Below are 22058 nucleotides of genomic sequence, written 5' to 3' on the forward strand. Positions count from 1 at the left end.
ATTTATAGTTATTTTATGATTTTACATATAATGGGTGGAATTTATAAGTTTGCAATTACTACGTAGTTTTTAGAATCAGCCTGTAATATTTTCTGTTGCGCTAGTTTTTAGATACTTAGTGGCTCTTAGAGGTATAGCGATTGATTATCCGCGTGTATTCTTCAGTTGATTTTAGTTTACGCAAGTTCTCGTTAAACAGGTCTCTTAAGGCTTCGTCTCGAAATAAAAAGCCACTGGGGTTTTTGCCAAATAACGCAAATCGTTGCACAGGTTTAGAGACATCAATTTCGTCATTGATATTAATTAACGCTCGATAATAATCAAAAATTTTACCGTCCATCTGGATCACCTCGTAGCGCTCTCGATACAAAAGCTGTACTTGTGCAAGTTGATCATAGGTTTCTGCGTATTGTGGGTTTTCTCTGGCCATTGCTTGATATTCTGGTGTGAGTAATTCTTTTGCACCTTGCCATGAAAGAACACTAAAGTGTTTTAATTGTGCAATAGAGCTAAGCTGCAGGTTTTGCTTGGCCAGACTAAAAGCGAAGTTCTCGTAGCTGTAAGCAATATCTGAAAAGTAACCGCTCATTTGATGGGTTTCGATAACTTTTTCATTAATATCAGACACAACATCAACTAAGTTCTCAGTGTACAAAGGGATCCGCCTTGCATAGGGAACGTAGACAAAGTGTATTTGATAACCGTGAACACCGAGTGTTGCACGAAGTAAGTCAGGAATAATGCCTGTGTTGTCTTCAACCATCACCCAAGGTGGTAGTGTATTGCCAAGTGCAACCGTAATTTTTTGCTGACTAAATGCTTTTTGAAACGGGAAAACTAAAAGTAGCAAGGTGATTAAAATACGGGTGTAAATCCTGAACAAGTTAATTCCTTATTCTGATTTTTGTTTGGTCGTTTAATCAAGAATAAGTCTAAACTGGCAGAATGCAATGTTTTCACTTCTAAAGCCCGAGATAGAAAATAAGCCTATAGCCATCGCAATTTTTAGTTTTTTGATACAATGCGCGAAAAGAAAGTAAGAGATACCTAACGTGCTGCCAGTTCAAGATATTTATCAATCCCTGTTAACCACATTACAGAGTAACCCAATGGCCTTATTGCAAGCGCCACCGGGAGCGGGTAAATCAACATGGCTGCCTCTTACTTTAATGCGCGAAGGTCACTTTAAACGCATTGTTATGTTAGAGCCAAGACGACTGGCCGCACGCAATATTGCCCAGTATTTGGCAAGCCAGCAAAATGAAAAAGTCGGTGACAGTGTCGGCTTACGCATTCGTGGTGAATCAAAAGTAAGTTCTACAACTAAACTCGAAATTGTCACTGAAGGCATGCTGACACGTATGTTGCAAAATGACCCAGAGCTTAGTGATGTAGACTTACTTATTTTTGATGAGTTTCACGAGCGCTCAATTGCCGCAGATACGGCTTTGGCATTTGCCCTCGAAACACAGGCGGCACTTCGCGATGATTTAAAAATCTTACTGATGTCGGCAACCTTAGACGGCGAACGTTACAGTGAGTTTTTCAGCTGTCCTATCATCTCATCACAAGGAAGAAGCTACCCCATTGATGAAGTTTACATTCCACTTAAAGACGAAAGCCGTTGGCTCGATGACATACCTGCAGTAATAAAACAGGCGCTTAGTGAGCAAACGGGCAGTGCTTTAGTATTTTTGCCAGGGCAGCGTGAAATCATGCGCGTTCAGCAGTCTTTAAATGATTTAGGTGATAGCGTCGAAGTATTCAGCTTGTATGGTGAGCAAAATAAAAACGAGCAACAAGCTGCTATCGCGCCTGCTAAAAATGGCAAACGCAAAGTGGTATTAACCACCAATGTGGCTGAAACCAGTTTGACCATTGAAGGAATACGCATTGTGGTTGATAGCGGCAAACGCCGTGCTGCCAATTTCAATTTAAAAACCGGTGTTACAGAGCTTGTTACGCAAAGTATTTCTCGTTCTTCTGCCATACAGCGCGCTGGTCGTGCTGGGCGAATTGAGCCGGGGGTTGTGTATCGATTAGGCTCTAAACAAACTTTTGAGCGCCGTAATAGCCATGATGCGCCAGAAATTTTGACCAGTGATATTAGTCAATTGTTATTAGAGGCAAAGCAGTGGGGGGCATCACTTGCTGAGCTTAGCTTACTCGACCCACCTAGTAGCCAGCAGGTTAAACAGGCAACGGCACTTTTGAAAATGCTCGAAGCCATTGATGAAAATGAAAAGCTAACAGCCCTCGGTAGCCAAATGCTGAGCTATGGAGCCGATATTCGCCTCTCGCATATGCTCATTAAGGCAAAGCAACTAGAGCAGCGCATGTCTGGTATTTATGTATTAGCGGGGTATTTAACTGCACTGCTTGAAAGCCGCATTAGTATGCCAGCTGATCTTAATTTGGCATTGCATAGCCAGCACAGCAAACCGCACCCAGTATTTAAGCAGCAATTAAATTATTGGCTATCGCGCTTGCAACTCAAGCCGGTTAATGAGCTTAAAACAGAGTACTTGTCGCTGCTGGTGGCGCTTGCCTTTCCTGACCGCCTAGCCAAAAAGCGCGGTAATGGTTATTTACTTGCCAATGGTGCAGGCGCCGATTTAAGTGAGGAGTTTTGGCATAACGATGACTATATTGCCATTGCGCATATGGGCGGCCATAAGGGAAACCGTGTTTTTGCTGCTGTTGCCTTTATGCCAAGTGAGCTTGAAGATGAGCTTTCGCATTTATTTACTGAGCAAACTCGCTGCGAATACGATGAAAAAGCAGGGCGTTTTATTCATCAAGATGAGCTCAAGCTCGGTGCTATCACAATAGCGAGTCAGCCAAGTAAACAGCCACTAGATAAAAACGAGCGAACCAAAGCCTGGTTAAACTTATTTAGTAAGCAGGGCTTTTCGTTATTTAATGAACAACCCGACAGTGAGCAGTTACTTATTCGAATGAGCTTGGCAAGTAAGCTGTTACCAGAGTCATTCCCGCTTTTAAATCACGATGAATTAATTGCCGATAGCCAATGGCTTGCACCTTATTTGGATGATATTAAAAACCTTGAGCAATTAAAAAAGTTCAATTACAGCGAAGCGATTAAAAGCTGTTTTGATTGGCAGCAGCAAAGTTTATTGAATGAATTGCTCCCGTTGCGATTAACAGTGCCAAGTGGTTCAAATGTAAAAGTGACCTATCAGCTCGATGGCCCTGCGAAGCTCAGTGTGCGCATGCAAGAAGTGTATGGCATGACCAGCACGCCTTTGCTAGCCCAAGGTAAACTACCATTATTAATGGAGCTATTATCACCAGCGCGGCGACCACTACAGCTAACTCAAGATTTAGCTAATTTTTGGCAAACAAGTTACCGCGATGTGCAAAAAGAAATGAAAGGGCGTTATCCAAAACATTTTTGGCCAGACGACCCCGCCACCAGCCAAGCGACTAATAAAGTAAAAAGTAAGATGTGATTTTAATGAAGTGAGTTTTACAGCGCTTTGGATTAGGCTTAAGCGATTACTTCTAACCCTTTTTGCTCTGCCAGAGTGAGCATTTTCAATGCTGCTCCTCTTGGTGAGCTATCACCTTGCTCCCATTTTTTAACTAACTTGTCACTGACATTTAAGTATTGAGCAAAAACCGGTTGTGAGAGATTGTATTTCAGTCTTAAATTACGAACTTGTTCGGGGGTAAATTCATGAACACTTGTAAGGCATAATGCGTCAAATTTACGCATCGTCGTTTTGTCTATAACTCCTGACTTTTTTAATCCACTCGCTGTTTTGTGAACTGACTTTAATATGTCACTCATGATCATCACCTACAATTAAAAGTTAGCCATCATCGACTAGTTGTTCAAGTTCACTTTGGGAAAATCGAATAAACTCTTTTGCTAACTCTCTTAATGCTAATTTTTCTTTAGCGTTTATATTAGCTCTAGCGTTTTTAGCAAACACATAGAGAAAGAAATATTTATCACCAATTACCGCCCCGACAATAGTTCTATAACCAGCTCTTTTTCCTTTACTGCCCATGGCTACGCGCTTTTTATAGACATTACCACCTAGGTCTGCATCGTAAAGGCCTGCTGACATCTCTTTGCAAGCGTTTATTAAATCAGCATCAGACAGACTTTCTTTTTTCGTGCGCGAAACAAAATCCTTTGTTTTATAAATCATAGTATACTCCATTAGGGTACACTTTCAATGTTCCACTCAGTAGCAAATCAATGATAATGAAGTTTTCATTGGTGTCCCTCTATTGTTGATAGCAGAAGTAATGGGTGATTACTAGTTATCTATCTGCGCAAAACCAATACGAATAAAATAAACCGTTACAATTTCTGGCCTTGTTTTGGTTTCTCTTTTGTTGGTTGTTTAGTAGTCTGAATTAGTCATTAGTAAAAAAGAGAAAGTCGGTGTCTGCAGCTATTACCCTTGCTCAATACGTTAAAAAACGCACAGGTGTGCCCCTTGGGCATAAAGATTCGTTGCGCAATATGCTGACACGCTCGCTGGGTGCGAGTTCGTTTTATCTGTTTTGGCGATATTGGAATCCGGTGTGGAGCTATTATTTATCTCGGTATGTAATGAAGCCTTGCAATGACATTATGCCGGCTTGGTGTGCCCTTGTTGTGACTTTTGCTGTCAGTGGGGCGCTGCACGATTTAGCGGTGAGTTTAGTGAAGTTAAAGCCACTATTCTTTTTTACTCCTTGGTTTACTGTGATGGGCGTGTTGGTATTAGTAAGCAAGTACAGCCAACTCCAGTTTAGCTCTGCTCCTTGGTGGTTAAGAGCGCTCGCCAACATCAGCTTTATTGTATTGAGCTTTTGGTTGACGAGCCACCTTTTTTAGCGCGTTACTGCGTTGCTAAAGGGTAGTCAGTGTAGCCTTTAGCACCGCCTCCAAATAAGGTATCTGGATCATGCTGAGCCAGTTCAATGCCTTGTTCAATGCGCGCTGGCAGATCTGGGTTTGCAACAAACGGGCGACCAAAACCTATTAAATCAGCCCAGCCTGCGGCTAATGCTTGCTCTGCTTTCTCGCCAGTGTATTTGCCTGCATAAATCATTAACCCGGCATAGTTTTCACGCAGTGCTTGTTTAAAACTTTGCTCCATTAATGGCGCATCATCCCAATCAGCTTCGGCAATGTGCAGGTAAGCAACGTTGAGTTCATTGAGTACTTTTGCTGCGCCAATATAGGTTTCAAACGGGTTATCATCGACCGTACCATTGAGGGTTGTGAGTGGAGCAAGGCGCACGCCAACACGCTCAGCGCCAATTTCATCACATACCGCTTGTGTCACTTGTTGTAAAAAGCGTAAGCGGTTTTCTAAACTGCCGCCGTATTCATCAGTACGTTGGTTCGACTCTGAATCAATAAATTGATTAATTAAATAACCATTGGCAGCGTGAAGTTCAATACCATCAAACCCTGCATCAACTGCATTACGGGCAGCTTGGCGGTATTCGTTTATAACCTGTTTGATGTCGTCATGACTCATTGCACGTGGCTGTGCTGTGGCAACAAAGTCAGGTTTGTCATCTTCATCAATAAAAACTTTAACGTCTTTCGCTGCAATAGCAGATGGCGCAATTGGTTGCTCGCCACCTGTGTTACTTGGGTGAGACACTCGGCCAACATGCCAAAGCTGAGCGAACATAACGCCACCAGCTTGATGAACTTTGTCGGTTACTTTTTTCCAACCTGCAATTTGCTCGGCAGTATAAATACCCGGTGTCCAAGCATAACCCTTACCTAGGGCTGATATTTGTGTCCCTTCGCTGATAATTAAGCCAGCGCTGGCACGCTGTGCATAGTAGTTGGCCATTAACTCATTGGCGATATCACCCGGTTGTGATGAGCGAGAGCGGGTCATCGGTGGCATAACAATGCGGTTTTTTAATGTATGACCGGCAAGTTGTACGGTATCGAATAATTTGTTCATTACGGCTCCTTGAAAGCGAATATGCTTTCAGCATAACGAAAATTATTTATGAAATTAATGCCACTAATCACAAAACACTTTTGTTAAAAATGCAAAAAACTAAAGCGTTAACCTGGGTGCTATAAAGTCTAAAAACGCTAATACTCGTGATGACACACCGCTGTTTTGGTAATACACCGCATGCACTTTTTCGCGGCGATTAGGGCTCAGTACCTCGCCTTCAAGCACTTTTACTAAACGGCCTGCTTTTAAATCTTCGTTGATCATAAATTCCGACAACAAGGTAATGCCATGACCTTGAATACAAAGCTGACGCACAGTTTCACCACTTGATGCACTGATTGAAAATTTCAGGTCTAACGGCGTGGTTAGCGGCCAGTGGTTTAAATGTGGCGCATCGGTAAAACCAATAAGCTGGTGCGAGGCTAAGTCGGTTAGCTCATTTAATGGTGGCGCCGCTTTTAAATAATCAGGGCTGGCAACGAGCTGTAGTTTGCTAACTCCCAAAGTGCGCGCATGCAAGTTTGAGTCAGCGAGTTCGCCAATACGAATAGCAATATCGGTTTTATGCTCAAGTAAATCGATAATGTTGTCGTGGCTGGTGATCTCGAGCTTTATATCAGGATAAGCTTGGTTAAAGGCTTTTAAATGTGGCGCTAATTGATGAAACACAAAAGGACTTGCGGCATCGACTCTTAATTTTCCTGATGGCGCACAGTGCAAAAGCTTTAAGGCCTCTTCGCCTTGTGCGAGCTGACTCAGTGCTTCTCTAGCATAGCCTAAAAATAACTGACCTTCTTCGGTTAGCTCAATGCGCCTTGTGGTGCGGTTGAATAAGGTAACGTTTAATGATTTTTCGAGCCGAGTTACCGCCCGTGATATTTTTGCTACTTGCTCATCTAATGCATTGGCTGCACTTGAGAACCCGCCGGTATCAACCACGCTAATAAATGCTTCTAAATCTTGGGTGTTGGAGATCACGCTCATGGTTTTACCTTTTCATTTTTGACAAAAGTATTTTGTCACTACTGCTATTTTTTGCAAATTTAATTTTAGCCACAATAGCCGCACTTTCAAAATTAAACAGAGGATATGTGATGCCAATAGCATTACTTGCGTTAACTCTCAGTGCGTTTGCCATAGGCACCACTGAGTTTGTGATTGTCGGCCTAGTGCCAACCATCGCTGATGATTTAGCGGTTTCGTTACCGAGTGCCGGGCTACTTGTTAGCTTGTACGCATTAGGGGTTGCGGTGGGGGCGCCAGTATTAACCGCGCTTACCGGGCGCTGGAATCGAAAACATGTATTACTTAGCTTAATGAGCCTATTTGTAATTGGTAATTTACTGGCTTGGCAAGCACCTAATTATGGTAGCTTGATCACCGCAAGGATTCTAACAGGCCTTGCCCATGGGGTGTTTTTCTCAATTGGTTCAACGATCGCTACTGGGCTTGTCAGTAAAGATAAAGAAGCCAGTGCCATTGCGATTATGTTTACGGGGTTAACGGTTGCATTAGTAACCGGTGTGCCATTAGGGACTTGGATTGGTCAGCACTTTGGTTGGCGAGCGACCTTTTTAGTAGTGTCTTTACTGGGCTTAATTGCACTGGTTGGTAGCGCGTTTTTAATTCCGAGCAACTTAAAGCAAAGTAAACCAGCGACTTTGAGTAAGCAGCTAAAAGTAATGGTGCAACCTAGGCTTTTACTGGTGTACTTGATGACCATACTTGGTTATGGCGGCACATTTACTGCCTTTACCTATTTAGCGCCTATTTTAGAGCAGCAAACTGGATTTGCATCAGCCACTATTAGCTTAATCATGCTGGTATATGGGGTATCGGTTGCTGTTGGCAATATCTACGGCGGTAAATTAGCCGATAAAAAAGGCCCCATTAGTGCGCTGACCATTATCTTTAGTGCTTTGAGTATTGTGCTGTTAGTGCTGACCTTTACCATGCAATCTAAAGTCGCTGCGGTACTGACCATACTTGTATGGGGGGCATTTGCGTTTGGTAATGTGCCTGGGCTGCAAGTCTATGTGGTTAAACTTGCCGAAAAGTTCACCCCCAATGCCGTCGATGTGGCATCAGGGTTAAACATTGCAGCGTTTAATATCGGTATTGCGCTGGGCTCTGTGTTAGGTGGCGTTGTCGTTGAAAACTACTCATTGCAAGACACAGCTTGGATTGGCGCTATAATCAGTTTAGCTGCGTTAATTGCAACACGATACAGCGGTTATTTAGATAAACGCGAGATCCCAAAGCCACAAACAGCTTAAACTAAAATATTGATAGTTCGGGGCTTTGTCGTTATTTTAGGTTCGTAGTTTGATTATTAGTCAATAACTAAAACCACAAGGAATAACGATGAAGCACCTTTATTTTCTGGCTATTTGCCTGTTGAGCACATTTAGCAGCCAAGCAAAGCAAGCTAACCCAGAGCTTACAGCATTAGCACAGCAGTACTTTAATACCATGGTTGCAACACAAGCACCCAATGCCACCAACAAAGAGTTAGAAGCCTTTTTAGCTTTATTAACTGACGATGTAGCAAATCAACACTTACCTTATCAAACAGATGATTCTAGAGAGCCAGATGGCAAAGCGATGATGCGTAAAGGCATGACCTTTTACCTTGGGGCACACACTGAATACCAAGCAAACTTACTCGATACCTTTATTTTTAATGATTCTGCCATTGCTTTACGTTATACCCATCACGCTAAAGGTATACATCCACAAAACCAGCAAGAAATTGAATACACGCAAACCATTATGGATGTGCTCGAAATCGAAGATGGCAAGATAGCGGTTATTCGTAAATACCACGAATGAGCTTTGCTTAACTTTGTGCCTAATATGAGCGCTTTTATAAGCGCTTTTTTATTAAAAATACGCCTGCAATAAATTTTCTCTTTTTTCCGCATTTCAGCTTAAATTCATACTTTTTAGGCTTTATTTTGAATAAATTTAAAACTTTTTTATATATCTGATAATGAGCGTAAGAACAGTGGGTTAGCTTAACTTACGTGTGTAGCTTTGCGGTTGTTTACAATTTGTCAACCTTGAATTGCCATGCTCATTACCTTAACCTTTATTTTAATTGAACGTTCAATCAATAAAAAATTATGCCGAAAGTTGGAATGGAACCTGTTCGTCGTCAGCAGTTAATTGACGCCACAATAGAGTCGGTTGCAGAGCTTGGTTTGCAAGGCACCACCATAAATAGCATTAGTAAAAAGGCAGGCTTATCGTCTGGCATTATCAGTCATTATTTTGGTGGTAAGCAGGGCTTAATTGAAGCCACTGTGCGTTATTTATTGACCAGCTTAAAGCAAGCACTTTTGAATCAAGTAACGCCACAAACTAGTCCAGAGCAACGATTAATGTTTATCGTTGAAGCAAACTTTTCGCGTATTCAGCAGCAAAGCAACAACACCAAAACTTGGTTGAGCTTTTGGGCGCATTCAATGCACGACGCCCAGTTGCATCGCTTACAAAACGTAAATAGTAAACGTTTATTTAGTAACTTATTAAGCTCATTCAAACAGTTAATGAGCGATAGCGATGCCAATTTAGCTGCTGAGCTAAGTGCAGCCATGATCGATGGTTTATGGCTAAGAGCCGTATTAAGTAAGTCAGACCAAGATCAATTCGAAAATTGTGAGCGATTAGCTAAAGACTACATTCGTTCACTGATAAAACAGTATGGAGCCTAAAATGACCACACCTGTTTACGAAAATTTTATTAATGGCCATTTTTTAAAGAATCAAACTGGCGATACCTTTGCAGTTAAGAACCCTGCAACGGATGAAGTGATTTATCACGTTGAAATCGCTGATGAGTTTATTCAAAACGCGGCAATCGAAAGCGCAAAACAAGGGTTTGCAGCATGGTCTGCAATGACACCAATTGAGCGTAGCCGTATTTTATTAAAAGCCGTGGCAATCTTACGCGAACGTAACGATGAACTGGCAAAAGTAGAAGTACTTGATACGGGGAAGCCTTGGCAAGAAGCCGAGTGTGTCGATGTTGAAACTGGCGCCGATGTTATCGAATATTTTGCTGGTCTTGCTCCTGCGCAAGTGGGTCAGCAACAAATGGTTGGCAATGATTTTTACTACACACGTAAAGAGCCTTTAGGTATCTGTGCCGGTATTGGTGCATGGAACTACCCACTACAAATTGCGTGTTGGAAATCAGGCCCAGCACTGGCTGCGGGTAATGCGGTTATTTTCAAGCCTTCTGAAGAAACACCACTTGGTGCAATTAAACTTGCAGAGATTTTCATCGAAGCGGGTGTACCTGCTGGCGTATTCAACGTTGTGCAAGGCGCTGCTGAAGTAGGGCAATGGTTAACAGCAAACCCAAATATTGAAAAAGTGTCTTTCACTGGTGAAGTAGGCACAGGCAAAAAAGTAATGGCAAGCGCTGCTGGTTCACTTAAAGATGTGACCATGGAGCTTGGTGGTAAGTCACCGTTATTAGTATTTGATGATGCCGATGTATCACAAGCTGTTAGTGCGGCAATGTTAGGTAATTTTTATACGCAAGGCGAAATCTGCACTAACTGTACGCGCATTTATGTGCATAAAAATGTTTATCAGCAGTTTATTGATGAGCTGAAAACACGCACTGAGCAAAATATTATTGCTGGCGACCCAATGGATCCTGAGGTGAATTTAGGGGCGCTTATCTCTAAAAAACACCAAGAGCTTGTACTTGGCTATATCGATAAAGGTATTCAAGAAGGCGCAACCTTATTAACCGGCGGTAAGGCTCTGTCACCTGCATCGGCGCCAAACGGCTACTTTGTGGAACCGACCGTTTTTGTCGACTGTAAAGACGACATGACCATAGTTAAAGAAGAGATCTTTGGCCCGGTAATGAGCGTGTTGGTGTTTGACGATGAAGATGACGTTATTCAGCGTGCAAACGATACCCACCTAGGCTTAGCCGCAGGCGTGTTCACTAAAGATATTCAGCGTGCACACCGCGTGATTCACCAGTTACAAGCCGGTATTTGTTGGATAAACAGCTATGGTAATTCACCTGCAGAAATGCCAGTAGGTGGTTACAAGCAATCAGGTATCGGCCGTGAAAACGGTATCGAAACTTTAGATCACTATACCCAAACTAAATCGATTTATGTGGGTATGAGCAATATAGAGAGTCCATTTTAATGAGTACACAGAACTATGATTACATCATAGTCGGTGCTGGCTCAGCAGGCTGCGTGTTGGCAAACCGACTATCAGCAGACCCTTCTAATAAGGTGTTATTACTTGAAACGGGTGGTAGCGATAAAAGCATTTTTATAAAGATGCCTACCGCGCTATCAATCCCAATGAATACTGACAAATATGCATGGCAATTTCATACCGAGCCAGAGCCATATTTAGATAACCGTCAAATGCACTGCCCACGAGGTAAGGTGTTAGGTGGCTCATCATCGATTAACGGCATGGTCTATGTACGTGGTCATGCCAAAGATTTTGATGAGTGGCAGCAACACGGCGCTAATGGTTGGGATTATCAAGCATGTTTACCGTACTTTAAACGTGCGGAATCATTCTACTTAGGTGGTAACAGTTACCGTGGCGATAACGGCCCATTAGGGGTTAATAACGGAAATGAAATGGCTAATCCGCTTTATAAAGCCTTTATCAAAGCGGGCCAACAAGCAGGTTATGCGCACACTGATGACTACAATGCAGCCCAGCAAGAAGGTTTTGGGCCAATGCATATGACAGTTAAAGATGGCGTAAGAAGCTCTGCTAGCCGTGAGTATTTAGACCCAGTTAAGTCACGTAAAAACTTAACGCTAGTCACCGGTGCTTTAGCTGAAAAAGTTTTGCTAGAAGGCAAAAAAGCCGTGGGCGTTGAGTATTCAGTATCTGGCTCTAAGCAGCAAGCATTTGCAGCAAAAGACGTTATTTTAAGTGCGGGCCCAATTGGTTCACCGCATATTCTGCAATTATCAGGTATTGGTGATAAAGACATCCTGAGCGAAGCGGGTGTTGAGGTTAAACACCACTTACCAGGTGTTGGCCAAAACTTACAAGACCACTTGGAGTTTTACTTCCAATATAAGTGTAAGCAACCAATTACTTTAAACGGCAAATTAGGCCTTGTTTCAAAAGGGCTAATTGGTGCTCGTTGGCTATTAAACCGCTCAGGTTTAGGGGCGACTAACCATTTTGAATCATGTGCATTTATTCGCTCAAAACCGGGTGTTGAATGGCCAGATATTCAGTATCACTTTTTACCAGCAGCCATTCGTTATGACGGTAAGAGTGCCTTTGATGGTCATGGTTTCCAAGTTCATGTTGGGCATAACAAACCAAAAAGCCGTGGTGCAGTAACGATTAAGTCAGCGGATCCACAGGTTGCGCCTAAGATCCAATTTAACTACTTACAGCATCAAGATGACATTGAAGGCTTTAGAGCTTGCGTACGTCTAACTCGCGAGCTTATTGAGCAAAGTGCGTTTGATGAATATCGCGATGGTGAAATTCAACCCGGTAAAGATGTTCAAAGCGATGAAGAAATCGATGCGTTTGTTCGTCAAGCGGTTGAGAGTGCTTACCATCCGTCGTGTTCGTGCAAGATGGGTGAGGACGAGATGGCCGTGGTTAACTCGCAAACTCAAGTACACGGTATCGAAGGTTTACGGGTTGTGGATTCATCTATCTTCCCAACCGTTCCAAACGGTAATTTAAATGCGCCAACCATTATGGTGGCAGAAAAAGCGGCGGACCACATTTTAGGTAAGCCTGTGTTATCGGCATCAACTGCAGATGTTGCCATGGAAAAACAATGGCAATCAACGCAGCGTAGTTCGGAGATCTAATCAGGCCACCCGCAGTTTCGGCTGTGGGGCTTGCAGTGGCGCGCATCACGAGTTGTTTGTGGTGCGTTAATGCGAGGGATAAAACTGGAGAAACAATGAAGTATTATTACTTATTTTGGGGGGGGAACTATGACCTTTTGGCTTAGTGCTGGCATCATTTTTACCCTGTTAGCAATTGCGGTTATTTTATTTAAATGGGGTACGGTTAGGTGTGTTGGCGTCACACCGGTTAGAACGTTTACGTTCATTGCAATTTTATTTACATCGGGCCTAGATGTTGGCTTGATTATGTTTCCACTGACAGAGTTTGCAGGTTATGCAGACATAAAAGCAAGCCCAGAGTATGCGTTTGCCAATCCTCTAGCCATCGAATTTGGTTATTGGGGCTTCTTGATCTGGGGATTTTATTTCCTTACGTGCTTTTATTTCTGTGTAATAGAACCCAAAGTAAAGTTCTTTGAAATTGCTTGGGTAAAACTAATTAATAACATCGTTATTATTGGTACATGCGCATTTACTGCATTTTTACTGCTGTCGAATTTACCTTGGTATTTGCCGTCACTTGGTGATGGTGAGTCAATTATTCCGACATTCTACTTAATGGTGTTTGCAGCGATTTGTTTTGCTGTTTATTCGAGCACAGACATTAAGTATGTACGCTTTTTAAGTATTTCTACTACTTGGTTGTTTATCGCTTTAATCGCATTTATGTGGTTCGGTGCCTTTGTTGGTTCTGATGCACAAACATCAGCATTTGTTGATAACCTTGCGTTGATCGGCGGTTACTTCGGCAATATCAATGAATTTATATTACCGCTGAATGATTACCATGCCTTCTACCTGTTTTGGTGGTTTGCTTGGAGCATCATGATTGGTCAATTTACCTCACGTTTTGTGGGTGGTTTAAAAACTTACCAAGTGCTGGCGGCTATGTTGATTTTCCCGTCTATTCCAATCGCTATCTGGTTTAGTGTTTTGTATCAATATCATGAAGCGGGTATTGCAACAGCAGGCCTGAAAAACATCGCTATGGTGTTTGTTGGTGTGGTGTTTGTGATCAACTCACTTGATTCTTTGATCCGTTTATACACAGATAACCTAAACTTAACGGTGAAACGTTTAGGTAAATTTAATTATATTGCCTTAAATGTGGTGGCGCTTTCATTATTAACCCTGCTGTTTAAGTTCGACTTTTTACAGATCCAATGGGTTGGTGCGCTCGTTATTGCGTTATTTTTCGGCTGTGCTGCGTTCATTGGCTACAGCAAGTTAAAAACAGTGAAAAATATCGAAGGTTCACCAAAAGACAATAAATTAGATTACACAAAAATAGAAACAGTTAGCTAAGGGAAACCAACATGACAACAAGACAAACAGTATTAGCAGTAGCGTTGCCATTGGCATTACTATCGACATCAGCCATGGCTGACTTATCGACTACGGTTACATTGGCATCAGATTACACCTTCAATGGTGTAAGCCAAACTATGAATGACCCAGCGATTCAGGGCAGCTTAGATTATGCCTTTGCAGATTCAGGTATGTATGTAGGTACGTGGGCTTCAAATGTAGATTTTGGCGATGGCACAGACATCGAGTGGGATGCGTATTTTGGTAACTATGCTGAGTTAACTGACACCCTTAGTGTTGATTATGGTATTGCTTACTACTCTTACCACGGTGAAGATTACTCAAGCGATGGCAACTACCCAGAAGTGTATTCGAAATTTGGTTATGCCAGCAGCATTGGTCAAGTAGAGCTTAACTTTTGGTATACTTGGGATTACTTTGGTACTGGTGCAGGCCATTTAATCTACATGGTAGCGCACACATTTGAAGTAGCGCCAAATCATGCAATTCGTGCCAGCTTTGATGTATCTAATTCATTAGATGGCGATAAGTTTAGCTGGGATGGCAGTGATAAGTCATACAAGCATTATCGTTTGGCGTATCAAACGAGCTATGCGGGCTTTAATATTGAAATTGCAGGTGAAAATACCAGCATTAATTCTGAGTACGCAGACGAGCGAATTGTTGCGTCTATTTCACGTAGCTTTGATTTATAAGTAGCGTTTTATTGTAAGGCTTTCAAATGAAACGGCTAACCTAAGTTAGCCGTTTTTTTATGTCTAGAATTTGATAATTAAATCTCTTCGCCTTCGTGTTGCATTGCTAAATCATCAAGCTCTGCAAGGGTGTAATCAAAGCCACTGGTATCGACTTCGTAGCGTATTTTTACGCCATAACCACCTTGGCAAAGACTCGCAGTGACTTTAGCCACCGACCAGTGCTTAAGCTTGTTTAAAAACCGATTGGCGGTTTGCTGTGAGTCAAAGCGATAACTGACTTGCGATTCCATCTCTTTTCTAGCCTAAAATTTTTTCGAGAGTGTATGAAATTGCTCTGTTTAAATCAATTGCTCATTGAAAAACGTCAATGTGCGTTGCCATGACAGCTCCGCCTGCTTTTCATCATAACGAGATGTAGAGTCGTTATGAAAACCATGATTTGCTTGCTCATACATGTGCATAGTGTAAGGCACTTGATGCGCTTTTAAGTCGCTCTCGTATTCTGGCCATGTTGCATTAACGCGTTTATCAAATTCAGCTAAGTGTACTAGTAGTGGGGCTTTGATATTTTGTCTGAGTTCTTTAACGGCAGGAGTGCCGTAATAAGGCACGCCCGCATCAATTAATTTGCTATCAACTGCTGCTAAGTAGTTAACCATATAACCACCAAAGCAAAAGCCTACCGCACCAAGTTTGCCGTTACTATTTGGGTGTCTTTTTATGTATTCTGCTGCGGCTATAAAGTCTTGTTGGATTTTTTGTTTATCCATAGAGCGTTGCATGGCGCGGCCTTCATCGTCATTGCCAGGGTAGCCACCAAGAGGGTGTAATGCATCTGGCGCAAAGGCAATAAAACCGGCTTTGGCAAGGCGGCGAGCAACATCTTTAATATAAGGGTTTAAGCCCCTGTTTTCGTGGATCACTAATACTATTGGGAGCTTGCCCGTTAAATTAGCGGGTTCGACTAAATAACCTTTACCTTCGCCATGGCCTTTAAACGAGTCAAAGGTTTTATAGCTGGCTTTGATATCAGGGTCATTAAAGGACACTTGCTCAGCTAATGCGTAGTTTGGCAGTAAAGCGCTACTTAGCATTGCCATTGAATAACCAAGGGCGACTAAGCCACCCAGCTTTTTCATAAAGGTACGGCGGTCCATCAAGCCATGGGCGTATTCATCGTACCAATCGAAAGCTTCTTGGGGAATGTGGTTATGGCGTTGCTCAGTCATACTTATATCCTTTAAAAACGAGTTAGGTTTATAACTTTAGCTGAAATATCAGCGATTAACAGCCAGTTGCTTTGTTTGTATTACCACATCCATAAAGCGGCGCTGCCAAATGGCCTTAAAGGCTTTGTTAAATAGGTATAAAAATATTAGCGGCATTAATAACAGTTTTAAAATCAGCAGTGACAAGATATTCAAAAAGTCGATAAATAAGTCTTCGACGGCTGCCACCATGTTACTAATGCCAGAGGTGACGGTGTCTATAATTTTACTCACTTGCGACGATTGGTCATGATTGAGTGATGCGTTAAGGTTTTCTAGTTGTTCGTTTAAGGCGTCTTTGTCAAGATTCAGCTGTCTTTGCTGGTTTAGTACTGCATTAAACTGCGCTGTTAATTGCTGTTTTTTATCAAGTAATGGTTTGGCTTGTTCAAGCTCAGTAAAGGTCAGTCGCTCAGACAAGCTGCGAGTTGCTTGAATCGCCTCTATTTGGCTATCAACCTCTGCCAGCTTAACTTTGAGTTCTGTCGCTTGCTGGTGGTTTTTTATCTGCTGCTCATTTAATAGTGAGAGTTTGTCGAAGATGGTTTGTTTTTCACTATCGACCTCGGCCTTTAGCTTGGCAGATAGGGCTGAGGTATTATTTGCACTGCTATTCACCGTATCGACTTTTTCGCTCACGATTTCACTTTGCTGGTTTATTTGCTCATCTAAGAATATTTGACTAACAAGACCAGTTGTAAGTACTACTGCTGGCACTAAGAAGCGAATTAAAATCAGGCTTGCCATAATTTTATGACGCAAGTTGGGTAAGAAGTTACGCCATTCACAAATAAGGTAAGCGACAACCGAAACTGTAAATACACCACTAAAAATAACCCCAGAAGAAATGGTGTATAAAATGCGCTGTAAAAATAACGAGCCTATTGCAAGGCGCATAGCATCCGACATGTATTCAGCTAGGTCATTGACTGGGTCGAGTAGTTGTGCAGGTTGAATACTCGCAATACCAATGCCCACTTCGGCTGATTGCAATAGCGATATAGCAGCATTAACTGTACGAGATGAAGCGTACACTAGGGTTGATTGTACAAGGGCGCTGTCGATAAAGCGCATAATGAAATGGTTATAATGCTCTAGCCAACAAAGAAGTAGCAGTATTGTAAGAGATAAATACTTGATAATATGTTGTTTAGTTAGCATAACGCCCCCGACAGTTAGTACGCTTGTTCACGCTACACTATTCATAGCCGTTGAAGCAATCTAATAGGATTGAATTATTTTTCCGATTAACTGTCTATGAATTGCTATTAACCGCTTTAGAGGAAATATGAAAGAACCTGCATCAATTGGCCTGTGCTGTATTGAAGATTTAGATCCCGTGCAAGACTTAGGTCGCTTAGTCTCTTACTTACGTTCAAACCTAGTGACTCATCTTGATAATGCTTTAGAGGATAAAGAGCTAACCTCGGCTCAGTACATTGTGGTTGTGCTACTTGCGCGTGGTAAAGTAAATACCTTGGCTGAGCTTTGTGAGCACATGGTGTATGACCGTGGTGCCATGAGTCGCTTACTTTCTCGTTTAGAAGACAAGGGCTTAGTTGCTAAAAAGCAGTCAGTTGAAGATCGCCGTTCAACTCTTTTATGCCTCACAGAAAAAGGCCAACAGCTTTACCCGGAAATTTTACCCACTGTAAATGATATCTATCGCAAAGCACTCACAGGCTTCTCTGATGATGAGCAAGAGCAACTCGCAAGCTTATTGTTTAGAGCAATTCATAATTTAAAAGCATAAATTTCTCTAAGCGGTACATTGTCGCTGTAGACGCATTTTGATAATATAGTTGCCTAGGCATTTAATTTTAACAAGTCCGGGTTGTTATGTTTGAATCATCTTTGCTTGCGCAGCTTCACGCTCAATTTCCAGCTCATCAATTTAGCCCAGAAGGTTTGTCGGTTGTTCACACAGGCCGCTTTGCCAATGCCATTGTTTATCGTTATAAAGACGCGAAATTTGATTTAATAATTAAAGACTTTCAGCACAGCCCGTGGTGGGTGAGAAAAACCATCGCGCCGCTTTTTATCAATCAAGAGTACAAGGGGCTGGCACGCCTGCAAGACGTAGACGGAGTGGTTGATAACTTTTGCCGCTTGTCATCGATTGCCATTGCTTATGATTTTATTGAAGGCACACCACTTCGCCAGCTTGCCTTGCAACAGCAGCATTTACCGAGTGAGTTCTTTAAAGAATTTGAGCGTTTGGTAGCAAAAATGCATCGCCGCGGCGTGGTGCACCTCGACTTACGTAATTTAGGTAATGTTATTTGTTCAAAAGACGGCAAGCCTTACATTATTGATTTTCAGTCAGCGATTCGCTTTGCACGCTTTCCTCGCTGGTTACAGCGTTTTATGCGTGGTGCCGATATGAGTGGGGTTTATAAAGCATGGCATAAGTTAGCTAATGACTCGTTACCGCAAGCAAAGGCTGACTATTTGCATGACTTTAATCATGTGCGAAAGCGTTGGATTTTTAAAGGTTACCCGATTCAACGTGCCTATTTATGGTGTAGCGGGGCAGTAACTCAGATTCTTAATTCTGAATTTGTTCGCAGTATATTAGATAGATTGTAAAAAGCGCGCTTGCACGCGCTTAGTGGGGAGAACTAGTATTTAGGCCAACCATTAGCATCCCAATTCAGGGTGCTGATGAGCAATTTAGGGGTGCCATTATCACCTGCATCATAAGCATGACGAACAATCACATCGGTATTTAAAATGTCTTGTCCACCCGGACCTACCCATTGGCTATTGCCCGCATCAAGAATGCTCCCGCCGCTAGCTAGCATGTCGGTGCCATTTTTATCTAGGTATGGACCGCGGATGTCACTAGAGCGGCCATACGCAATACGGTAAGTACTATTCGTGCCATCACAGCATTTGCCAACTGAAACAAACAAATAGTAGTAGCCTTGGCGATACACTATGGTAGGTGCTTCGATACCACCAGAGCGACTTGCTAAAGAGTAGATTTGACCAAATGGCTTCATGGTCATTGGGTTAATACGCGTTAGTTTAATACCCGAATTCCATGAGCCAAAGGCAAGCCAAGGTGCACCATCTTTTGCTACCACGAGATCGGGGTCAATGGCGTTATAATTATTGCTATTGGTCGTGTTAATTACTAAACCATCATCACGCCAATCACCTGCTGCTACACTACTTGCTGAGGTAAGGCCAATAGCGCTAACACGTGAACCAAAGGTCGAAATCGAATAATAAAGCCAGCTACGACCATTGTAGCTTTTTAATTCAGGCGCCCAGACATCAATTCCATCATGATCTGGCACATAGTTACTCCACCAGCTTAAACCATTTGAAAAAATTGGTAGGGCATCATTCCAATCTACACCGTTACTTGAATATTTACCGTAGATACCAGGGCCTGTTTGAAAAACCCACCAAGTGCCATTTTCATAGCCAAGGGTTGGATCGTGGGTGACTAAATTACCAGTAAGTGGCCAGTGATCTGCAGCGCCATTGGTTGTGGATGGATCCCAAGGGGTTGATTCAACATTAGCAAGCTTGGTTAGCTGCCACTGCTGTGCATCGCTGCCGTTGTAGCTCCACTGGCTAATATTCGCGCCATCGTTGCCATCAAAAGCATAAAGGTCGAGTGCCTTACCACTGTGATCGTTAATGAAGCTGTAATAGCCGCTACCTTCATCATTAATTTGCCAGTGTTGGCTGGCAAGATTAGCGTACTCATATTGCACCACATTGCCGCCATCGGCAGTCGAGAAGTCAAACACTTCTAGGGCTTTACCACTATTTAAGTTAATAACCGAATAGTTGCTGCCACCTATGTTGGTGATTAACCAGCGCTGGGTGTCGTGATTCGTGTCAGCCCATTGACTAACATTCGCACCATCGTTGGTTTGCGCGCTGGCTACTTCAACAAACTTAGCACTGTACTTTGATTTAATGGTGTATACGCCATTATCAATCGCATAAGCACTGGGCAGTATGAGGGTTGTTGCCAAGCTGAGCGCAGCTAGCGCTTTTTTTGAAAGTATCATTGTGTCTCCAAATCATTGTTATTGAGCTTTCCTTGTGTGTTTTGCTCCTTGGATTAGTTTTGATCTACAGCTAATAACTCAATTAAGAGCATTGGTGCAAATGAAAACCATTTATAATACTTTATTATATTATTACTTTTGTAAAGGTAAACGGTAAAATTAATTAACAAAAATTTTACCTTTAACCATTTTGGAAGGGACTTGAGTGTTTAGCTGAGATACAAAAAAGCCACTCAGTGAGTGGCTTTTCGGATGTTATTGAGTAATAAACTGACTGGGAATATCCCATTTGAGGGTATGCAGTTGGCCTTGCCAAGTTTGTATTGTGATCCACAGTTTATCATCTGCTGATATGGTTTTAGGAGCTATCGCATGGGCGTGCTGACCATGATTGGTGCCATGCATTATGCCTTCTTCATCTTTAGCAAACTCCGTTAGTGGTAAAGGCGCTTGGCCAATATTTAAATACGCCTGACGAACATTACTTATGTCACCTTGATTAAAGGCGATAAAGAAATCTTTAACATACTCATTGTGGTGTGAGTACGGGGCGTCTTCATTAAGCGGCATTGGAGCGATTTTAAATTCGCCCGCTTGTTGCTCTTGCCAAAGTGCAGGAAACTGAGGGTTTAATGACTGATAAATAAACCACACAGGCAAAGCCAGTACCACAGCATGTAAAACATACTTTTTACGTTGCCACCAAGTTGCTTGTAAACGAGCCATTAGTTTGCCTCCTGAACGTTATTCACTGGCGCAGCTTGGCGCGCTTTTACAGGTTTGTTATTTACTAATTTTGCGGCGTACATCATAAAGCCAGTGATTGACATACCACTTAAAATCAAACCAAAGATAAACCAGATAACCTTTGTCCACAGACCGCCAATGTTACCGTAATGCAGCGGATCGGCGATATGCGAAAGGGTGAGTAATCCCGACATGGTTTCTGGGCTTTTACTTGCTGCAATTTCACCTGTCCAAGGATTGATTGAAGTTGAGTAAGCGTAGTTATCGTAGAAAATAGTATCGCCACTGCCCATGATATTAAACATGCCGCGGTTATGCTCTGGCAGCATCACATAACTAGGTTTGAAATCTGGGAATTTCTCTTTGGTAATAGCAAGTGCTGCTTTTAAATCGGTTGGCGGTGTTTGTTTATTCGCAGGCAAAGTTGAAACCGCCACTAGCGGTGCATGCTCTTCTATGTCTATTTCGTTATGCCACATGATGGCTTGCACCAAATACCACAGGCCTGTTAGTGCCATTACTGCCATAAACCAAATTGACCAAACGCCACTTAGGGTATGTAAATCTTTTAGAAAGGTTTTTTTACCTTGGTTAAAACGTAGTTTTGGCTGACTAAATGCGCGCCAAAAGTTTTTATAAATCACTAAACCAGTTACTAGTGCACCTAAAATAACAAAAGCCATAGCGCTGACGAGGTAGTAACCTACGCTGTAACCTTCTTGCCAAGGGAAGAATAGCCAGCCGTGTAGGGTACGCATAAATTCAATGAATGAGATAGTGTCATTAACCGCTTGAACTTCGCCGGTGTATTGATTGACGTAAGCCACAGCATAAGGTTTGTCGGTATCAGTGAAAATAACCGCATTAACCAAGTAAGGCTCATAAGTAAGTACACTCATTACATCGGCAGTCGGATAGGCTTTTTCAACGCTATTAATAACTTGATCAACACCAAGTGCTGGTAAATCATTTGGGTTGTTTGCACGTGCTTCACTGTTGGTCAGCCAAGTAAGCTCATGGCTTATCACAGATACAGTACCTGTGACGCAAATAAAGCAAAATAGCACCCATACTGGGAGCGAAAACCAACCATGTAGTTGGAACCAAAGACGTTTACTCATGGTAAAAATAG

22 protein-coding genes are annotated in these 22058 nt (G+C 42.4%); 11 read left to right on the forward strand and 11 right to left on the reverse strand.

Going from position 1 to position 22058, the window contains the following annotated elements; all coding sequences use genetic code 11:
• Nucleotides 1–115: 115 nt before the first annotated feature.
• On the reverse strand, nucleotides 116–883 hold the full coding sequence (locus EXT43_RS06235; protein WP_055020661.1) for a transporter substrate-binding domain-containing protein: 768 nt from the start codon (nucleotides 881–883) through the stop codon (nucleotides 116–118).
• A gap of 169 nt (nucleotides 884–1052) precedes the next feature.
• Here EXT43_RS06235 and hrpB point away from each other — a divergent pair, with 169 nt between their 5' ends.
• A complete protein-coding gene (gene hrpB, locus EXT43_RS06240) occupies nucleotides 1053–3473 on the forward strand; it encodes an ATP-dependent helicase HrpB (RefSeq protein ID WP_130166586.1) in 2421 nt (806 codons plus the stop codon).
• Nucleotides 3474–3511: 38 nt separating this feature from the next.
• Here the strand turns inward: hrpB and EXT43_RS06245 are convergent, their stop codons facing one another.
• Together EXT43_RS06245 and EXT43_RS06250 are read right to left on the reverse strand one after the other, a co-directional pair.
• The gene (locus EXT43_RS06245; RefSeq protein WP_058586485.1) at nucleotides 3512–3814 is read right to left on the reverse strand and encodes a DNA-binding transcriptional regulator; all 303 of its coding nucleotides are present in this window, start codon (nucleotides 3812–3814) and stop codon (nucleotides 3512–3514) included.
• 22 nt (nucleotides 3815–3836) lie between these two features.
• Nucleotides 3837–4181, reverse strand: a complete 345-nt coding sequence (locus EXT43_RS06250; RefSeq protein WP_130166587.1) for a type II toxin-antitoxin system RelE/ParE family toxin — start codon at nucleotides 4179–4181, stop codon at nucleotides 3837–3839.
• 239 nt (nucleotides 4182–4420) lie between these two features.
• Between EXT43_RS06250 and EXT43_RS06255 the strand changes: the two genes are divergently transcribed.
• Nucleotides 4421–4858, forward strand: coding sequence for an acyltransferase (locus EXT43_RS06255; RefSeq protein ID WP_130166588.1), 438 nt, complete (start codon nucleotides 4421–4423; stop codon nucleotides 4856–4858).
• 4 nt (nucleotides 4859–4862) lie between these two features.
• Here the strand turns inward: EXT43_RS06255 and EXT43_RS06260 are convergent, their stop codons facing one another.
• Entirely contained in the window at nucleotides 4863–5954 is a 1092-nt protein-coding gene (locus EXT43_RS06260) for an alkene reductase (protein WP_130166589.1), read from the reverse strand.
• Between the two features lie 99 nt (nucleotides 5955–6053).
• Nucleotides 6054–6941: a LysR substrate-binding domain-containing protein gene (locus EXT43_RS06265; RefSeq protein WP_105175293.1), complete on the reverse strand. Its 888-nt coding sequence runs from the start codon at nucleotides 6939–6941 to the stop codon at nucleotides 6054–6056.
• A gap of 110 nt (nucleotides 6942–7051) precedes the next feature.
• Here EXT43_RS06265 and EXT43_RS06270 point away from each other — a divergent pair, with 110 nt between their 5' ends.
• The 7 genes from EXT43_RS06270 to EXT43_RS06300 all read left to right on the forward strand — a co-directional run bounded on the left by EXT43_RS06270 (nucleotide 7052) and on the right by EXT43_RS06300 (nucleotide 14874).
• On the forward strand, nucleotides 7052–8233 hold the full coding sequence (locus EXT43_RS06270) for an MFS transporter (protein ID WP_130166590.1): 1182 nt from the start codon (nucleotides 7052–7054) through the stop codon (nucleotides 8231–8233).
• 88 nt (nucleotides 8234–8321) lie between these two features.
• Entirely contained in the window at nucleotides 8322–8789 is a 468-nt protein-coding gene (locus EXT43_RS06275; RefSeq protein ID WP_130166591.1) for a nuclear transport factor 2 family protein, read from the forward strand.
• A gap of 293 nt (nucleotides 8790–9082) precedes the next feature.
• The gene (gene betI / locus EXT43_RS06280) at nucleotides 9083–9673 is read left to right on the forward strand and encodes a transcriptional regulator BetI (RefSeq protein ID WP_055020667.1); all 591 of its coding nucleotides are present in this window, start codon (nucleotides 9083–9085) and stop codon (nucleotides 9671–9673) included.
• A 1-nt stretch (nucleotide 9674) separates the two neighbouring features.
• A complete protein-coding gene (gene betB, locus EXT43_RS06285) occupies nucleotides 9675–11138 on the forward strand; it encodes a betaine-aldehyde dehydrogenase (RefSeq protein WP_054554308.1) in 1464 nt (487 codons plus the stop codon).
• Entirely contained in the window at nucleotides 11138–12808 is a 1671-nt protein-coding gene (betA, locus tag EXT43_RS06290) for a choline dehydrogenase (protein ID WP_130166592.1), read from the forward strand. The genes betB and betA overlap by 1 nt, the downstream gene beginning before the upstream one ends.
• Nucleotides 12809–12937: 129 nt before the next feature.
• Nucleotides 12938–14155 carry a choline transporter gene (locus EXT43_RS06295; protein WP_058586477.1) on the forward strand — a complete coding sequence of 406 codons (1218 nt, stop codon included), beginning with the start codon at nucleotides 12938–12940 and terminating at the stop codon, nucleotides 14153–14155.
• An 11-nt stretch (nucleotides 14156–14166) separates the two neighbouring features.
• A complete protein-coding gene (locus EXT43_RS06300; RefSeq protein ID WP_130166593.1) occupies nucleotides 14167–14874 on the forward strand; it encodes a TorF family putative porin in 708 nt (235 codons plus the stop codon).
• 77 nt (nucleotides 14875–14951) lie between these two features.
• Here EXT43_RS06300 and EXT43_RS06305 read toward each other — a convergent pair whose 3' ends face one another.
• Genes EXT43_RS06305 through EXT43_RS06315 form a run of 3 tightly spaced genes read right to left on the reverse strand, consistent with a single transcriptional unit; the run spans nucleotide 14952 to nucleotide 17306 of the window.
• A complete protein-coding gene (locus EXT43_RS06305; RefSeq protein WP_054562273.1) occupies nucleotides 14952–15167 on the reverse strand; it encodes a hypothetical protein in 216 nt (71 codons plus the stop codon).
• Nucleotides 15168–15215: 48 nt separating this feature from the next.
• Nucleotides 15216–16106, reverse strand: coding sequence for a dienelactone hydrolase family protein (locus EXT43_RS06310; protein ID WP_130166594.1), 891 nt, complete (start codon nucleotides 16104–16106; stop codon nucleotides 15216–15218).
• Nucleotides 16107–16154: 48 nt separating this feature from the next.
• Entirely contained in the window at nucleotides 16155–17306 is a 1152-nt protein-coding gene (locus EXT43_RS06315) for a hypothetical protein (RefSeq protein ID WP_130166595.1), read from the reverse strand.
• 127 nt (nucleotides 17307–17433) lie between these two features.
• Here EXT43_RS06315 and EXT43_RS06320 point away from each other — a divergent pair, with 127 nt between their 5' ends.
• Nucleotides 17434–17898, forward strand: a complete 465-nt coding sequence (locus tag EXT43_RS06320; RefSeq protein WP_130166596.1) for a MarR family transcriptional regulator — start codon at nucleotides 17434–17436, stop codon at nucleotides 17896–17898.
• 86 nt (nucleotides 17899–17984) lie between these two features.
• A complete protein-coding gene (locus EXT43_RS06325; protein ID WP_063530033.1) occupies nucleotides 17985–18734 on the forward strand; it encodes an RIO1 family regulatory kinase/ATPase in 750 nt (249 codons plus the stop codon).
• Nucleotides 18735–18766: 32 nt separating this feature from the next.
• Here the strand turns inward: EXT43_RS06325 and EXT43_RS20895 are convergent, their stop codons facing one another.
• The 3 genes from EXT43_RS20895 to EXT43_RS06340 all read right to left on the reverse strand — a co-directional run bounded on the left by EXT43_RS20895 (nucleotide 18767) and on the right by EXT43_RS06340 (nucleotide 22056).
• Nucleotides 18767–20179 (reverse strand): family 43 glycosylhydrolase, encoded by a 1413-nt coding sequence (locus EXT43_RS20895; protein WP_130166597.1) that lies wholly within the window; start codon nucleotides 20177–20179, stop codon nucleotides 18767–18769.
• Between the two features lie 255 nt (nucleotides 20180–20434).
• Nucleotides 20435–20905: a hypothetical protein gene (locus EXT43_RS06335; RefSeq protein WP_130166598.1), complete on the reverse strand. Its 471-nt coding sequence runs from the start codon at nucleotides 20903–20905 to the stop codon at nucleotides 20435–20437.
• The gene (locus EXT43_RS06340) at nucleotides 20905–22056 is read right to left on the reverse strand and encodes a PepSY-associated TM helix domain-containing protein (protein ID WP_130166599.1); all 1152 of its coding nucleotides are present in this window, start codon (nucleotides 22054–22056) and stop codon (nucleotides 20905–20907) included. Before EXT43_RS06340 ends, EXT43_RS06335 begins: the two co-directional genes overlap by 1 nt.
• Between the last annotated feature and the right edge of the window lie 2 nt (nucleotides 22057–22058).

This window comes from Pseudoalteromonas sp. CO109Y (assembly GCF_004208935.1).
Classification (GTDB): Bacteria; Pseudomonadota; Gammaproteobacteria; order Enterobacterales; family Alteromonadaceae; genus Pseudoalteromonas; species Pseudoalteromonas shioyasakiensis.

What these genes read in the sequence shown, in the direction of transcription:
- EXT43_RS06275 (WP_130166591.1), top strand. Translation starts at nt 8,322, where the DNA reads ATGAAGCACCTTTATTTTCTGGCTATTTGCCTGTTGAGCACATTTAGC.
- EXT43_RS06295 (WP_058586477.1), top strand. Translation starts at nt 12,938, where the DNA reads ATGACCTTTTGGCTTAGTGCTGGCATCATTTTTACCCTGTTAGCAATT.
- EXT43_RS06325 (WP_063530033.1), top strand. Translation starts at nt 17,985, where the DNA reads ATGTTTGAATCATCTTTGCTTGCGCAGCTTCACGCTCAATTTCCAGCT.
- betB (WP_054554308.1), top strand. Translation starts at nt 9,675, where the DNA reads ATGACCACACCTGTTTACGAAAATTTTATTAATGGCCATTTTTTAAAG.
- EXT43_RS06270 (WP_130166590.1), top strand. Translation starts at nt 7,052, where the DNA reads ATGCCAATAGCATTACTTGCGTTAACTCTCAGTGCGTTTGCCATAGGC.
- EXT43_RS20895 (WP_130166597.1), bottom strand. Translation starts at nt 20,179, where the DNA reads ATGATACTTTCAAAAAAAGCGCTAGCTGCGCTCAGCTTGGCAACAACC.
- EXT43_RS06250 (WP_130166587.1), bottom strand. Translation starts at nt 4,181, where the DNA reads ATGATTTATAAAACAAAGGATTTTGTTTCGCGCACGAAAAAAGAAAGT.
- EXT43_RS06310 (WP_130166594.1), bottom strand. Translation starts at nt 16,106, where the DNA reads ATGACTGAGCAACGCCATAACCACATTCCCCAAGAAGCTTTCGATTGG.
- EXT43_RS06260 (WP_130166589.1), bottom strand. Translation starts at nt 5,954, where the DNA reads ATGAACAAATTATTCGATACCGTACAACTTGCCGGTCATACATTAAAA.
- betI (WP_055020667.1), top strand. Translation starts at nt 9,083, where the DNA reads ATGCCGAAAGTTGGAATGGAACCTGTTCGTCGTCAGCAGTTAATTGAC.
- EXT43_RS06245 (WP_058586485.1), bottom strand. Translation starts at nt 3,814, where the DNA reads ATGAGTGACATATTAAAGTCAGTTCACAAAACAGCGAGTGGATTAAAA.
- EXT43_RS06300 (WP_130166593.1), top strand. Translation starts at nt 14,167, where the DNA reads ATGACAACAAGACAAACAGTATTAGCAGTAGCGTTGCCATTGGCATTA.
- EXT43_RS06335 (WP_130166598.1), bottom strand. Translation starts at nt 20,905, where the DNA reads ATGGCTCGTTTACAAGCAACTTGGTGGCAACGTAAAAAGTATGTTTTA.
- EXT43_RS06305 (WP_054562273.1), bottom strand. Translation starts at nt 15,167, where the DNA reads ATGGAATCGCAAGTCAGTTATCGCTTTGACTCACAGCAAACCGCCAAT.
- EXT43_RS06265 (WP_105175293.1), bottom strand. Translation starts at nt 6,941, where the DNA reads ATGAGCGTGATCTCCAACACCCAAGATTTAGAAGCATTTATTAGCGTG.
- EXT43_RS06315 (WP_130166595.1), bottom strand. Translation starts at nt 17,306, where the DNA reads ATGCTAACTAAACAACATATTATCAAGTATTTATCTCTTACAATACTG.
- EXT43_RS06320 (WP_130166596.1), top strand. Translation starts at nt 17,434, where the DNA reads ATGAAAGAACCTGCATCAATTGGCCTGTGCTGTATTGAAGATTTAGAT.
- betA (WP_130166592.1), top strand. Translation starts at nt 11,138, where the DNA reads ATGAGTACACAGAACTATGATTACATCATAGTCGGTGCTGGCTCAGCA.